Below are 15126 nucleotides of genomic sequence, written 5' to 3' on the forward strand. Positions count from 1 at the left end.
GTCAAAAAACATGAGGATGTGGTATGCAAGTCCAAGTGAACACCAATCAGATCGAAGGCAGTGCCGAGCTGCAAGAATGGGTAGGTTCTGCTGTTGTCGATCGCCTGGAGCGTTTCGAAGATCTCTTGACCCGCGTTGAAATTCACTTGAGCGATGAGAATGCTCAAAAATCCGGAGCGGAAGATAAGCGTTGTCAGATCGAAGCCCGCCCCAAGGGGTACCGCTCGATCTCAGTGACTCATAAAGCCGAAGCGCTAGACCTTGCCGTAGATGGCGCTGCAGAAAAAATGCGACACGCCCTTGAACACCTCACCGGAAAACTTGATGCAAAGGTTACGTCTACCGGCCACATCGACGACCCGATTAATCTGGAAGATTCACAGGAATTTACCGACTCGCTTCTGCAAGACGACTTCTTGGCCAAGCAAGCAGCGCTAGGTAAGGAATAACGTATCTCCCACCTTGCCGCGAGAGAATTGTTTCCTCTCGCGGCTTTCTTATCGATAGTGTCCAGCCTGGCTATACTGCGACTTCATTTCAGTCAGTGTATTAGTTCATCATGGATACGCAGGTTCGAGTTGCTCTCATCGGTTATGGCTTTGTAGGGGAAATCTTTCATGCCCCTCTCATCGAAAGCGTCGATGACCTTCTTCTGACCCATATTGCCTCTCGCCAGCTCGATAAGATTCGCTCCCAACGCCCTCATATCAATGTCATCAGTGATTATCACGCTGCAGTAACGCATCCTGAGGTCGATCTGGTGGTCCTGGCCACGCCCAACGATACCCATGCAACACTGGCTGAAGCGGCCTTGCGAGCGGGTAAGCATGTCGTGGTGGACAAGCCTTTTACACTGACGCTTCGTGAAGCGCGCCAGCTTGCAGACATTGCTCAGGCAGAAAATAGATTTCTGTCCGTTTTTCAGAATCGCCGCTGGGACAGTGACTTCCTGGGCGCTCAGAAGCTGATAAACAGCAATCGTCTGGGTGAAATCGCCGTGTATGAATCGCGTATCGAGCGCTTCCGGCCCGAGGTTAGGCAACGTTGGCGTGAAAGTGATGGACCGGGCAGCGGCCTGTGGTACGACCTGGGGCCGCATTTGGCGGATCAGGCACTCTGCCTGTTTGGTGTACCGCACCGTGTAACTGCCCAGCTTGTAAAGCAGCGGCAAGGCGCACTGGTGGATGACTGGTTTCACGTTGTACTCGACTATGGACGTACTCAGGCGATCCTGCAGGCCGGAATGTTGAGCGCTGGAGGGTCGCCCCGCTTCATGATCCAGGGTACACAGGCCAGCTGGCTGAAGCGTGGCGCTGATCGTCAAGAGGACGCATTACGTCAGGGTATTTTGCCGGGCGGAGAACATTGGGGCCTGGATGAGGATGCCGCACAGCTGTTCCATGCCGATGGCACTCAAGAGCTTGTAGCGGTGCCCACAGGGGATCATCGTCGTTATTACCAAGGCGTGATCAGTGCGTTACGGGGTGAGGCAGAAAACCCGGTTACGCCAGCCCAGGCGTGCTCACTCATGGCTGTCATCGAAGCTGTCCAGCGTTCTGCAAAAGAAGGGATCAGCGTTGTGCCCGACTTTAGCGAAGCCGAGCGCAACGCTTGGCGCTGATCAGCGAGCCCGCGCCTCCAGGGTCTCGGCAATACGCGCCGGGACCGCTTCCAATGCCGTCTTAACCTTGCGGGTCATTCGACGCTCGATGAATTCAAAACTGAGCCATGACAACACGAGAATGATCGGCAAGCACAGCAGCAGGGTTTCATAGGGATTCAACCCCACCTGATGATGTAGCCAGTAGTCGCCCAGCCATAGGACAATAACGTGGATGAGATAGACCGAGTAAGACCAATCACCCAACGCCTTGAGAACCCGATTACCCGCAAACAGTGGCTCCATTGCGATGCAGCTGGCTACAAGCAAGGCGCTGGAAACACCCCAAGTCAGCAAACGCCAGTCATTACCGGCATCAAAATGCAGAATCGTGGCTATCGAAAATCCTGCAACCAGTGGCGCTACCTTCAGACTTTGCGGTATGAACCCCTTTCGGTACAGCACACCGATACCCATGCCCAACAAGAACTCATACATGATGGGATTATGGTAGAAATGGCTGATAAAAGGCTGCTCTGCTGACGCAACGCTGACCCCAACTACCAGAAGCGATACAACCCAGAGTCGCCAGCGTTCCGGCACTTTGAATGACAGTGCAAACAACAGATAGAACAGCATTTCATAATTTAACGTCCATCCTACCGGCAGCGTGGGATACAAACCGAATCCTCCGGGATTCTGGCTCGGAATGAAAAACAGCGATAGCAATAGCTCCTTGCTTGCCACTCCATAAACAGGCATCACATCCGCCGCAAAATAAATGATGGCAGCGGTAATACCGGTATAAAGCCAATAGGCGGGCACTATTCGCGCGATCCTATTCACCATGAACCGGAACGTGGGCATGGCTCGACCTGCTGTCGAGATATAGATCACGAACCCACTGAGCACAAAAAAGATATCGACTCCCACTTGCCCTCGCGTTGAGAGCAGATGGCCGACCAGGGTGTCGGACCGGAAATCAAAGAAGACCTGCATGAAGTGATGAAACACCACGAGCCAGGCTGCCAGAGCCCTTAGCGCTTGAAGCGAAACCAACATTGAAAGCGTTTGCCTCCTTGAAGCCCATTGATGCGGATAGGACTGCTGCAGCATCAGCCGCTCTGACAGCACATTTTCGGTACTGATTAGGCAACGCTGACCTGTTCAGACAAACCTTAGAGGCTATATCCGCCCAGGGTCGACTTTCATCGACCCTCAGGGTTTCAAGTTTTGGCCCGCTTCATGACAGAAGTCACAAGCAAGCGCATCATTAAGCTATTGGCTTAGCCGAAATCCGCCACGCTCTGTGAATCTTGCTGTTCCGTGCAAAATCCGGATCAAGTGTCTCGTGCGTAATCTCTTCTACCTGGTAGCGTGCTGCGAGCGAAGCATCCAGCTCGAACTTTCGGAAGTTGTTCGAAAAATAAAGGAGGCCTCCCCGGGCAAGCCGAGCCATGGCCATATCGATCAGTGAAACGTGATCACGCTGGACATCGAACACGCCCTCCATACGCTTGGAGTTGGAGAAGGTTGGCGGATCGATAAAGATCAGATCGTACTCTCCCCGGTTCTCATCGAGCCACTCCATGACATTGGCTTGTTCCAGACGATGCTTGTCAGAGAAGCCATTGAGCGCCAGATTGCGACGTCCCCAGTCCAGATAGGTCCGTGACATGTCTACGCTGGTGGTGCTGCGGGCACCGCCAACCGCTGCATGTACAGTCGCCGTCGCGGTGTAACAGAACAGGTTCAGGAAACGCTTGCCAGCGGACTCCTGCTGGATACGCAAGCGCAAGGGTCGATGATCCAGGAACAGGCCGGTGTCCAGATAGTCGGTCAGGTTGACCAGAAGCTTCACACCCCCTTCGATCACCTCCATAAAGCGACCCTGCGCAGCCTGACGCTCGTACTGTTTCTTACCGGTCTGGCGTTCGCGACGCTTCACGACCACACGAGCAGGATCAATATTCAGCGCGTGCGGAATGGCTGCCAATGCGTCCAACAACCGCGACTGCGCCTTTTCCGGGTCGATAGTCTTCGGCGGTGCGTATTCCTGCACATGAACCCAGTCACGGTACAGATCGACGGCAACAGCGTACTCGGGCATGTCCGCGTCATACACGCGATAACACTCGATCTCTTCCTTACGCGCCCATTTGGAAAGTTGCTTCAGGTTCTTTTGCAGGCGATTGGCAAACATCTGCCCGCCTTCGCTCAGCTTGGCAGGTTCCGCTGCTACCTGCGCCTCATCACGGGATTTTGACGATGTGGAAGAACGTTCACCAGTCACAAATTGCCGTGGTTCGATCTCGAACATGAGCAGCTTGCAAGGCAGTGCACCGTTCCAGAATGCATATTGCTTGTGGCTGCGGATACCCATGCGCTTGCCCAGTTCCGGTGCTCCCGTAAACACACCGGCACGCCAGTTCAGGCAACTCATGCGCAGACGCTCACCCAGGTTCTGATAGAGATACAGCAGACTTGCCTCATCCCCCAGGCGCTCGCCATAGGGTGGGTTGCAGATGACCAGACCAGTCTGGCTCTTATCTGGTCGCGGTTCAAAATTCGCCACCTCTCCCTGATAGACCTTGATCCAGTCGCCCAGCCCTGCCCGTTCGATATTATTACGGGCGGGTTGAATAAGCCGAGGGTCGGCTTCATACCCGCGAATCCATAGCGGTGGACGCGCAAGCCCGGCGACAGCTCGATCCTCGGCCTCGTCAATCAAGCGATTCCACACCGCCGGAATATGCCCCAACCAGTTCGAGAACCCCCAATGTTCCCGCTTCAGATTGGGCGCGATGTCCGCAGCCATCAGCCCCGCCTCTACAAGGAACGTCCCTACCCCGCACATCGGGTCAGCCAGCGCGCCGCCCTGCGCAGCCAGTTGCGGCCAGCCCGCACGAATCAGAATGGCTGCCGCCAGGTTTTCCTTGAGCGGTGCAGCACCCTGCTGCAGACGGTAACCTCGCTGGTGCAGGCTGTGTCCGGACAAATCCAGCGAGACCGTCGCTTCACCTCGATCCAAATGAACGTGAATGCGAACGTCCGGCCGCACCTTGTCAATCGACGGACGCTGCCCCGATACCCTGCGCAGCCCATCGACAATAGCGTCCTTGACCTTGAGCGCGCCGAAATGTGTGTTATCAATCCCCGAACCCTTTCCGGAAAACTCAACGGCCAATGTCCCGTTGGGCTCAAGGTGTTCGCTCCAATCAATAGCCGCCACCCCATCGTAAAGGGTATCGGCATTGGTTACTGTAAAGCGCGACAGTACCAACAGCACCCGGTTTGCCAAACGTGACCAGAGGCAAAGCCGATAGGCTGTTTCCAGCGTGCCCTGTCCACGTATGGCAGAGACCTGAGCGCGTGCCTGCTCCAGACCAAGCGCTTGTGCCTCGTCCAGTAGCAGCCCGTCCAGCCCTTTAGGGCACGTCAGAAACAATTCGTATTGATTGGTCATGAATCGTCATTACTCATTGATGGCAGGTTTACTGACCGGCCAGAAAACTGAAAACCATAAAAAGCCCTATTACATAAGGCTTTGACTGTTAGGACCGGCTTGGTAAAGGTCTTTCTTAGCCGGTCGTTATGGTTAGATTTGATAAAAACACTATGGTTATGCCAAAACGATCATTCACATAGCTGTAACCATTGGTTAGAACTTAACCAATCCCGATTCGCAATGAGCGGGATGAGAAGCGTCACGCCGGCAACGCTTCCACGAGGCCCAAGGGCCATTGGAAAAACAGTCAACAAACGAGGGCAACACCCTATGAGAAGACTTAAGCGTGATCCGATGGAACGAGCTTTTCAACGTGGTTATCAGCACGGCGTTAGCGGAAAATCCCGCGATCTTTGCCCCTTTAACCATCAAAAAATCCGCCAGGCCTGGATGAACGGCTGGCGCGAAGGCCGCGGCGACCACTGGGATGGCTTCATCGGCACAGCAGGTATTCATCGCTTAAATCAACTCAACGTAGCAGGCTGATACAACCTAATTCGTTTTGGACGGGTGACTTAACGCCCTCAAACAGATCGCACTGGTGAACACCAGATACGCCTCCAACGAGGCACAGGGCTCCTTAAGGAGCCCTTTTGATTGTCGAAGCGATAGCATCTACTGACTCGCGAATGAGTGCCGGTCCCTTGTAAATGAAGCCGGTATAGATTTGAACCAGGCTTGCACCCGCCGCTATCTTCTGCTCTGCGTGGATACCCTCGGTAATGCCGCCTGCCGCAATAATGGGCAGTTTGCCCTTTAGCTCCGACGCCAGCACACGTACCGTATGCGTACTCTTATCACGCACCGGCGCACCGGAAAGACCGCCCGCCTCGGCAGCATAGGGAAGATTCTCCACGCCGTCCCGACTCAGAGTCGTGTTCGTCGCGATGATCGCATCCATGCCTGCCTGATGAATGGCATGGGCTACCAGTACAGTCTCTTCATCCGTCATGTCCGGCGCGATCTTGATGGCAATCGGCACTCGCTTGCCGTAACGCACCGCCAGATCCTCCTGACGAAGCCGAAGCGCTTCCAAAAGCGCTTTGAGCGAGTCACCAAATTGCAGGCTGCGCAGTCCGGGTGTATTGGGTGAGCTGACGTTGACGGTCACGTAGCTGGCATGCTCATAGACCTTGTCTAGGCATAGCAGATAATCGTCAGCGGCACGCTCGACAGGCGTATCGAAATTCTTGCCGATATTGATTCCAAGAATGCCTTTGTACCGGGAGGCCCGAACCCGCTGAATCAGATGGTCAACGCCCAGGTTGTTGAACCCCATGCGATTGATGATGGCCTCAGCCTGGGGAATACGGAACAGTCGTGGCCGAGGGTTACCCGGCTGTGGCCTTGGCGTTACCGTACCCACTTCGACAAAACCGAACCCCAACTGTGAAAAACCGTCGATGGCAGCACCGTTTTTATCCAGTCCAGCCGCCAGGCCTACAGGGTTGGCGAACTCCAGCCCCATGACCGTGACGGGGAACGAAGGCTGGCGATGAAACAGGCCATTGAGACCCAGCCTGCCACCAGCACCAATCAGATCAAGGGTCAGATCGTGGGACGTTTCCGGAGAAAGCTTGAACAGTAGGTTACGAACCGTGGAGTACATGGGCAAGGGCTGTTCGAATGGAAGGACTCGCCATTATACAGTTCAACAAGTCACGAGTCTCGCCATGCCAGCAGCGGGAATAAACCGCACAGCTCTTTTGTAATTGCAAAGCAGTTATCAGTAACGAACTGAACAAGTTATAAAATGTCAGAATAAAAAGAGTATTTTTCAAAACCTGCTCGTATTTATCTGGTGCCTTTCAACTTGTGGTCCACTTCCTCGGGTTAGTCCCAACCGTTCGGAAGAAAAACGCGCAGACTTTTCTGTGCATGCCATAGTTAATTGTTAGTGCAATCAGTGAATCTTTATCAATCGGCAGAGTCCGATGGCCCACCGTTAGCCAGCGGGTCTTTGGATACAAATGGAGCGCCAGTGAATTGCCCCACGGAGGGAAAATGAGCCAGCGGAATGCGTTAAGCCTCAGCGCTCGGTTCATGGCGCTTACCCAGCGCTTGAGACTTGGCCAGTCGGCCAGTCGAGTGCTGCATCGCGCCAGCCGTCTGGATCTTGATTTTCAGCCACTCCCAGAGGATGTCGAAAGCATCTGGTGGGATGAAGGGCTTCCCCTGTATCAATTGATCTCCCTGTCACGTGGAGCACTTTCAGGTCCGGTTCAGGAAGACAAGGCGCCTGCCTATGAGCTTCTCAGCCAGCTCATCAAGACGCGGCAGATCAACTACTCCAGCTTCGACCTGCGCTGGATCAACGGCGTCTATACACGCCATCCCGCCGTCAGCATGGTCTCGGCGAGCAGCTTTGAAGAGCTGGCCGCTACACCCTACTGTCGCCGCCATGTACGCATTATCAGTTATCGCGACTTTAAGGCCACACTGGGCCAGGCCCTGGCAGGAAACCACTTTTCACTGCAGCTTCGTGAAGCAAGCTGGCGCGGCTCACGGTTGTTCTGGTATGGCGATGAGCAGCAGGTTTGCGCTTTTGCAGGCGCAGTAGCCTATGCACGCTTAAGAGGCCTTGAATATCTACTGCCCGCAGAATTGACGACCTATCAGCTCGATCCGGCTGCGGTAGAGACACTCGGTGAAGCCTTCCATGTACTTGCCGTACCCTCGGAGTGCTGGAACGAGCGAGGGTTTGTAAAACTACTGATTGATAACGCCATTCCCTATGCCCGACTTACTCTTCCCGGACACCCGGAGCAGCTAGAATGGCTTCTGCTGCCCCGTCAGTCACCGTTAAGCGATGCGCTAGGTCAGGGACTCAAATTGGCAGGCGCTCCCGATCTGTTGGTTCGCCTACGCCAGATTGGAGCGATTCCTGATGAAAGGACACCCACAGCGCCGTTACCGCCTGAAGAATCAGGCGATGCTTGAGGCGACCGGTTGAAAGCGTTGCCCTGCCTGTAAAAACAAGCCAAAGGCTTGAGATTGACCGGTGAAGAGATCGTCTTCTTTCCAATGTACCGCCCGATGCTCCAGCTCTGCCAGAAAAGCAGGCCATCCGGCCGGCCCGGAGTCAGGAACATGACTCAGATAATGAGTTGCAGCCCGAACCAATGGTTCATCACTACCAGCCACATAACGGGCAATCATCTTGCCGCCGAGCCGTGACCCTTCAAGCACATAAGCATATCCCCAAAGGGTGGCCTCATTACTGCAGGCCTGCAAAGGCTTATATTCAGGTACAGACACACCCAGCACGGCCAAGTCTTCGGCCAACGCAAACCGACGCCGACGCTGCTTCCAGTCAGGCATCATCGCTTCGATGCCGGAGGACTCAAGCATCTCCTCCATGGGAAACAAGGCCCATGCATGGGCAACCAGAAACGTCTGGTAGCCATCCAGATCCGTTAGTCGATAGGACGAAAACAAGGCGTCCACCTGCTGATGTAATTCGCCACCGGCCTGTCGTAAACGCTCACGAATAGAGGACGTACTCATGTCTGCTGTACTACTTTCAAGGGATTGGAGCCTTTCAGGGCTGAATGAACCTTGTTCGCCAGGTCATTCTCTCGGAAGGGCTTGGGTACGATGAAATATTCCTGCTCGTCCAACTCGCCGAGTTCGGCGTATCCGGTAATGAAGACTACCGGAAGATCGGGCTGGCGTTGGCGCAACGTTCGGGCAAGCTCGGCGCCGTTCATGCCCGGCATGGCAAAGTCAGCCAGCAACAGATCAATCTTGGCCGTACGCTCTATCACCGCCAATGCAGCAAAACCGTTTTGCGCCTCGATGACGCTATATCCCAGCTCCTGAAGCAGCGTTGAGGTAACCTCCCGAACGGCACTGTCATCATCAACCAGCAGGATCGTACGTCTGGGTCCATCCATGCGACTTTCGGAGGCTGCCTGGGTATCCGACGCCGCATCATCCAACTCCACCTCGGCGCGAGGTAGAAATACTTTGACTTCGGTGCCTACACCCAATTCGGTTTCGATGCGCACTCCACCACCGGATTGCTTGGCAAAACCAAACACCTGAGCAAGCCCCAGGCCAGACCCCTTGCCTACTTCCTTGGTAGTGAAGAACGGCTCGAATGCCTTGGCCAGCACCTCGTCTGTCATACCCGTGCCAGAATCCCGCACGGACATCATGACGTAATCGCCCGGCTCCGGCTCTTCCGGTCGCGAAGGTGCGGCTGTAATCGTCTGGTTGGCCGTGGTCAGACGCAGCGACCCGCCTACGCTCATGGCATCCCGAGCATTAATTGCCAGATTCAGGATGATCAACTCGATCTGGGTCGGATCGACCAAGGCATGCCAAAGCCCCGGCTCCAGGGAGGTCTCAATCCAGACGCTGCCGCCCATGGTGCTTTGCAACAAGGCCAGCATGCTATTGACCGTCTCGTTCAATTCAACAGGCTTTGGCGCAAGGCGCTGGCGTCGTGAAAACGCCAATAACTGACCAATCAGCTTGGCGCCTCGTTCTCCCGCCTCGCGAACATTCTGCAAACGCGAAGGCAATTTTTCTAAAGTGCCCTTTTCCAGATCGCGCCCCATGAACGCCGCACTGCTGAGAATGACAGTCAATAGATTGTTGAAGTCATGCGCAACACCGGCCGTAAGCTGACCCACGGCTTCCAGGCGCTGCATTTGCTGCAGCGTCGCCTCTACGCGCTCCCGCTCATTGATCTGCTCACGCAACTGCCGGTTGGCTGTCGCCAGTTCTTCCATGGCATCCACTTCGGCGGTGATGTCGCGCCCCGAGCCATACAACTTTCCATCTTCGGGCACAGCCGTCCAGGAAATCCAGCGATAGCTGCCGTCTCGATGCTGAATACGATTAACGAACCGGTTGGTTATCCGGCCGTTACTGACACTGTTCAGCTCAGCTTGGGTAATGCTGCGATCATCACTATGCACCAGCTCAATGAACGGCTTGTCGATCAAGGCCTGGCGATCCCATCCTAGGGTCTCAGCCCAGGCCGGGTTCAATGCCAACAGACGACCTTGTGATCCGGTTACGATCAACAGGTCTCGTGACAGATCCCAGGTACGGTCGCGCTCGCGTGTACGTTCCTGTACACGTTCGCCCAGCAAGGTATTGAGTTGCTCCAGCGCTTCGGTGGCCCGCTTCTGCTGGGTGATATCCATCATTACCCCGAGCAGGCGGGTGCAGATGCCATCCTCGAAGAATGCCTTGCCTCTCGCCTCGATCCAGCGCTGTCCTCCAGTAGGGAGAGAAATCCGGTATTCCGCATGATATTCCTGATCATTGCTGTGCTCGGTAGCACGGCGGACCGCGTCAAACATCTTCTGGACTTCGTCCGGATGCCCCAGTCGAGCAAACAACTCCAAATCGACCTGTGCGTCCGAAGGCAAGTCGAACATGGCCTTGCAGCGCTCGTCCCACAGCAGGCAGTTGGTCTCGGGTTGAAGCTCCCACATGCCCAGGCGCGCCGCATCGATTGCCAGCCGGGAGCGCACTTCAAGCGTTTGCAGAGCCTCCTCGGCCTTGCGGCGCTCCCTTCGTTCATGCACAACAGTCAATGCACGCTCTACAGAAGTAGAAAGCAGCTCCAGACTCTGTTTGAGCACGTAGTCATTCGCGCCCAGGCGCATCATCTCAACGGCATGTGCCTCACCGAAAATACCGGAAACAAAGATGAACGGCGTATCGGGAGCCACTACGCGCGCCACCTTGAGCGCCTCGGCTCCAGAGAAGCCAGGCAGGATGATATCCGACAGGATAAGATCGAACGGCTGGCCGCACAGTGCCGCGTCAAGCCCCGCTCGGTCATACACAACCGTCGGCTCAAGACTAAAGCCGTTGCGCTCCAGTTCGATAAGGATCAGCTCGACGTCGAGCTTGCTATCCTCGACCAACAATATCTTGATGCGTTTCGGTAAGGACATATTGCTTCGCCGAGCAGGTTCCACGAGCATGGAACGTGAAATCAGGCCGTTCGGGTCATCTGCAGTATAGGATTTGATAAGGACCTCTCTATGAGCCAGGGCGACGGGTTAGACGGAACGAACCGGGTGGCGGCTCGTTGAGCACAGCCCAAAAGATGCCTAGGTCGCTGATGGCCGCTACGAAATCACGGAACTCGACAGGTTTTACCACATAAGCATTGACACCGAGCTGATAGGCCCGCTCCAGATCAGGCTCCTCCCGAGAAGAAGTCAGCATTACAACCGGTATGCTGCGCAATGCCGGGGTATCACGCACTTCTTTGAGCACCTCAAGGCCATCGACCTTGGGTAATTTCAAGTCCAGCAGCATTACCGCCGGATTTCCCTCGAGTCGCTCAGCATGAGCACCCCGACGCATGAGATAGTCCAACGCCTCGGCACCGTCGCGCAGAACAATGACCTCGTTGGCCAACTGGCTCCGTTCAAGCGCAACCAACGTCAGCTCGAGATCGTGCGGATTATCCTCGATCAGAAGAATCGGCTTAAGCATAGAAGGAGTCTCAACGTTTCTGTGTGGAAAGGGGGCGTTGTTTCGGTAAAGCAAAATAGAGCGTGGCACCTGCGCCCGGCTCGCCCTTAGCCCAGACCCTGCCATCATGGCGCTCTATGATACGGCGGACGGTGGCGAGGCCGATACCGATGCCTTCGAACTCGTCCATATGATGCAGTCGTTGAAAGACGCCGAACAGCTTGCCCACGTAATCCATGTTGAACCCGACCCCATTATCCCTGACATGGAAAATGTCTTCCTTGTCAGTTGATTCTGCGCCAATCTCAATGACAGCCTGCTCGCGGTTGCGGGTGTACTTGATTGCGTTGGAAATCAGATTGCGGAGCGCTAGATGAATAAAAGCCGCATCTGCAATCACCATTGGCAATGGCTCGACCTTCCACTCGATGTTGCGCCCAGCAAAGTCAGGCGCCATCTCCTGACGAATCGCTTCGATCAAGGCTGCGACATTGACATCGGAATAGCGGATCGCAGCCCTTCCCATCTGGGAAAAGCTCAGCAGGTTGTCAACCAGGGTTCCGGCAAAACGTGCTGAAACGCCGATGTTCTCAAGGAAGCGTGCGCCGCGATCAGAGAGCTTGTCGCCCTCAAAGTCATTGAGTAATTCTGCATAACCGGCAATGTGCCGAAGAGGTGCACGCAAGTCATGTGAGACGCTGTAGGAAAAGGCTTCAAGTTCCTTATTGGTTCGCTTGAGCTCTTCTGCCAGTTCGGCCAACTCTTCAGCCTTGCGCAAGACGATACCGCGAACGGCGTTACGCAGCTCGATGCTGCCCTCGACCTCCAGCGGGTCCCACGGCAACGAGAAGCCTCGGACGGTTTCCTGCCACGTGCTAAAGCTCAGGCGGGGATTGAGCATCCCGTCGTCCTGCACCGCCTTATGCGGCGGCCCGGCCCAGTTGACGACCTGAACCTGCTCTGGCCTGAACCAGATCAGGTAATGGGAGTGAAGCTCGGAAATCGGCACCGCCAGCAAACCGGCAACATAGCCGCCCAATTCCAGTTCGGGAATATCGCGTGTCACATTGTTGGTATGGAAATCATCTTCAACATGTGTCGAGAGCCACATCACCAACGACTCGACGACCGAACGCGGGGGCGTCTGACCAATCAGGTCGCAGCGCTCAGCGGATACGATAGCACCACCCGACGCACTGGCGAACCGGAGGAAAATATCGGGTACTTCAGCGATGCCCTCGATAACACTGTCGCGGTCAGCCATCGCGGCCAGCAACTGCACGATCATCTGCCGAAGCGACAGGCGGCGATCGGATAACTTGTGAGATTCACCAGCCTCGATCTGCAAGGACAGCATACGTCCCAGGAGTTCGCAGCCAGTGCGCTTCTGGAAGTTCACTGACTTTGGCTCGGCATCGTGGCAGGAAATCAGCCCCCAGAGCTCGTTATCCACCAGAATGGAAATGGACATCGAGGCCTGCGTACCCATGTTACGCATGTATTGGACATGCACTGGCGATACGCTGCGTAGCATTGCAAAGCTCAGGTCCAGCGGGCGCCCCGTTTCCGGGTTAACGGAAGGCTCGATGATAGAGGGCTCGTAGTGGGCGTCCTGAATGACGCGAATCCGGTTTTCAAGATAAAGCCGACGCGCCTGAGCCGGAATATCAGACTCGGGAAAAACATGGCCAAGGTAGCGATCGTAGCCCTCGTCTGCCTCTTCGGCAATTACCTGGCCATGGCCGCCGTGATCGAAGCGATATGCCAGTACGCGACCGAACTGTGTAATGCGCTTGACCTCTCGCACCGCCAGCAGGCAAAGCGCCTCAATGGACTCGGCATGCTGCAGCTGCTCGACAAAGGTACGCACCAACGGGTACATCGTCGTGTAGGCCATTGCCGCCGTACCGGCCGCTTCGAACTCGGCGATTAATACATCATCGAAACGATGCACGAACATGGCAAAACGATAGCTGTTGTCGCCAAGCCGCAAGGTCACATCACCTAGATAGAAGGGATTGTGGTCTTCGACTACCAGCTCTTTCAGCCGCTCGGACAGATCCGTTTCTGGCAGAAAATCACTCAGGCACTTCCCTAGCAGATCGGCAGGGCTGGCACACAGATAATCCTGTACGTTTTGGCTAACCTGAGTAATCGTCAGGCTCGGCTCGCTCAGGGCCAGCAGAAATCCATGTGGCTGGATGCTACCGGGAATGTGTATTGGTTCTTTCGCACATTCCGTCAGCGTGCTGGCTGGAAGCGAGGAACTGGAATTGTTGGCGACGGCCAAGCATCCTCTCCTGTCGTTACGTATGGATAATTTGTCTATGCCTATTGTGCCTGCATAGGTACGTTATTGTACAAGTGTGATTGATCGGGATATCGCTAAAAATCTGTGATCCGTCTGCTAGAGCTTTCCTGTTGTACATGTCTTGTCAAACAGTGCTGGTGGACTGCGGAACTATTAGTTGCCTAGGGTAAGTCGAAACGGCTGAATTATCCCAAGGAGCAAGTTATCCATGTTCGCGCGCCTCGCCCCTGCTTTGCTGCTAGCTACCCTGACACATTCGGCATTGGCTGCCGATGCCGCCTATGGTCCACGCCTGGAAGGTTTCGAATACGCTTACCCGGTAAGTGAGTTTGAGTTCACATCCCAAAATCAACGCCTGGAAATGGCTTACATCGATGTAAAGCCTACCGCAACACCTAACGGGCGTACCGTGGTGTTGATGCATGGAAAGAACTTTTGTGCCGGAACCTGGGAAACGACCATAGCCCAACTGAGCGGGGCCGGTTATCGGGTCGTAGCACCGGACCAGATCGGTTTTTGTAAATCCACCAAACCTGAACACTATCAATATACCTTTCAGCAGCTGGCGGTGAATACTCACGCGCTTCTCGAGCATCTGGGTGTAGACAAGGTCACAGTTTTAGGTCATTCCACCGGCGGCATGCTGGCTACCCGCTATGCCCTGCTCTACCCCAGCCAGGTCGAGCAACTGGTCATGGTTAACCCCATTGGACTTGAAGATTGGAAGACCAAAGGTGTGCCTTACCGTAGTGTTGACCAATGGTACGAGCGGGAGCTGAAAACAAGCGCCGAAGGTATCCGCAAGTACGAGCAGAACACCTATTACGCCGGCCAGTGGAAGCCTGAATACGATCGCTGGGTCGATATGCTGGCCGGGCTGTATCGTGGTGAAGGCAAGCAGGTCGTAGCCTGGAACTCGGCCCTGCTGTACGACATGATCTATACCCAGCCTGTGGTCTATGAATTCGATCAGCTGCGCATGCCAACCCTGCTCATGATAGGCACCAAGGACAATACCGCCATTGGCAAGGACGCAGCCACTCCAGAAGCACAAAAGGCACTGGGTGACTATACGATCCTAGGCAAGCAGACAGCCAAGACAATTCCCCATGCCACACTAGTCGAATTTGATGACATGGGACATGCGCCACAAATCCAGGATCCTGAGCGTTTTCACAAGGCACTGCTCAAAGGATTGGCTGAAATTAAATAAGCTTATAAAAAACCCCGCCGAGGCGGGGTTTTTTATCGATGGTG

12 protein-coding genes are annotated in these 15126 nt (G+C 55.0%); 5 read left to right on the forward strand and 7 right to left on the reverse strand.

All coding sequences use genetic code 11. The features are described from left to right. Positions 1-23: 23 nt before the first annotated feature. A complete protein-coding gene (locus EAW52_RS13465) occupies positions 24-449 on the forward strand; it encodes an HPF/RaiA family ribosome-associated protein (protein WP_010797985.1) in 426 nt (141 codons plus the stop codon). Between the two features lie 110 nt (positions 450-559). Beyond that, complete coding sequence (locus tag EAW52_RS13470) at positions 560-1621, forward strand: oxidoreductase (protein ID WP_122042818.1); 1062 nt, start codon at positions 560-562, stop codon at positions 1619-1621. On the opposite strand, the gene EAW52_RS13475 is transcribed toward EAW52_RS13470, so the two are convergent. Further along, on the reverse strand, positions 1622-2662 hold the full coding sequence (locus EAW52_RS13475) for an acyltransferase (protein ID WP_010797983.1): 1041 nt from the start codon (positions 2660-2662) through the stop codon (positions 1622-1624). Positions 2663-2873: 211 nt separating this feature from the next. Further along, positions 2874-5066 carry a bifunctional 23S rRNA (guanine(2069)-N(7))-methyltransferase RlmK/23S rRNA (guanine(2445)-N(2))-methyltransferase RlmL gene (gene rlmKL, locus EAW52_RS13480; RefSeq protein ID WP_122042820.1) on the reverse strand — a complete coding sequence of 731 codons (2193 nt, stop codon included), beginning with the start codon at positions 5064-5066 and terminating at the stop codon, positions 2874-2876. Between the two features lie 312 nt (positions 5067-5378). On the opposite strand from rlmKL, the gene rmf reads away from it, so the two are divergent. Continuing rightward, complete coding sequence (gene rmf, locus EAW52_RS13485; RefSeq protein WP_010797981.1) at positions 5379-5594, forward strand: ribosome modulation factor; 216 nt, start codon at positions 5379-5381, stop codon at positions 5592-5594. A gap of 94 nt (positions 5595-5688) precedes the next feature. Here rmf and EAW52_RS13490 read toward each other — a convergent pair whose 3' ends face one another. Beyond that, positions 5689-6717 carry a quinone-dependent dihydroorotate dehydrogenase gene (locus EAW52_RS13490; protein WP_122042822.1) on the reverse strand — a complete coding sequence of 343 codons (1029 nt, stop codon included), beginning with the start codon at positions 6715-6717 and terminating at the stop codon, positions 5689-5691. A 395-nt stretch (positions 6718-7112) separates the two neighbouring features. Between EAW52_RS13490 and EAW52_RS13495 the strand changes: the two genes are divergently transcribed. Further along, on the forward strand, positions 7113-8048 hold the full coding sequence (locus tag EAW52_RS13495) for a hypothetical protein (protein WP_177411911.1): 936 nt from the start codon (positions 7113-7115) through the stop codon (positions 8046-8048). Here EAW52_RS13495 and EAW52_RS13500 read toward each other — a convergent pair. The 4 genes from EAW52_RS13500 to EAW52_RS13515 form a co-directional block, all read right to left on the reverse strand. Further along, positions 8034-8615 carry a biliverdin-producing heme oxygenase gene (locus EAW52_RS13500; RefSeq protein ID WP_122042823.1) on the reverse strand — a complete coding sequence of 194 codons (582 nt, stop codon included), beginning with the start codon at positions 8613-8615 and terminating at the stop codon, positions 8034-8036. The genes EAW52_RS13495 and EAW52_RS13500 overlap by 15 nt on opposite strands. Continuing rightward, complete coding sequence (locus tag EAW52_RS13505; RefSeq protein ID WP_122042825.1) at positions 8612-11029, reverse strand: response regulator; 2418 nt, start codon at positions 11027-11029, stop codon at positions 8612-8614. The genes EAW52_RS13500 and EAW52_RS13505 overlap by 4 nt, the downstream gene beginning before the upstream one ends. Before the next feature lie 88 nt (positions 11030-11117). Continuing rightward, entirely contained in the window at positions 11118-11579 is a 462-nt protein-coding gene (locus EAW52_RS13510) for a response regulator (RefSeq protein WP_122042827.1), read from the reverse strand. 10 nt (positions 11580-11589) lie between these two features. Next, complete coding sequence (locus EAW52_RS13515) at positions 11590-13848, reverse strand: ATP-binding protein (RefSeq protein ID WP_122042828.1); 2259 nt, start codon at positions 13846-13848, stop codon at positions 11590-11592. A 229-nt stretch (positions 13849-14077) separates the two neighbouring features. On the opposite strand from EAW52_RS13515, the gene EAW52_RS13520 reads away from it, so the two are divergent. Further along, entirely contained in the window at positions 14078-15082 is a 1005-nt protein-coding gene (locus EAW52_RS13520) for an alpha/beta fold hydrolase (protein WP_122042830.1), read from the forward strand. Positions 15083-15126 lie beyond the last annotated feature (44 nt).

It is taken from the genome of Pseudomonas sp. LTJR-52, from assembly GCF_003691465.1.
Classification (GTDB): Bacteria; Pseudomonadota; Gammaproteobacteria; order Pseudomonadales; family Pseudomonadaceae; genus Chryseomonas; species Chryseomonas luteola.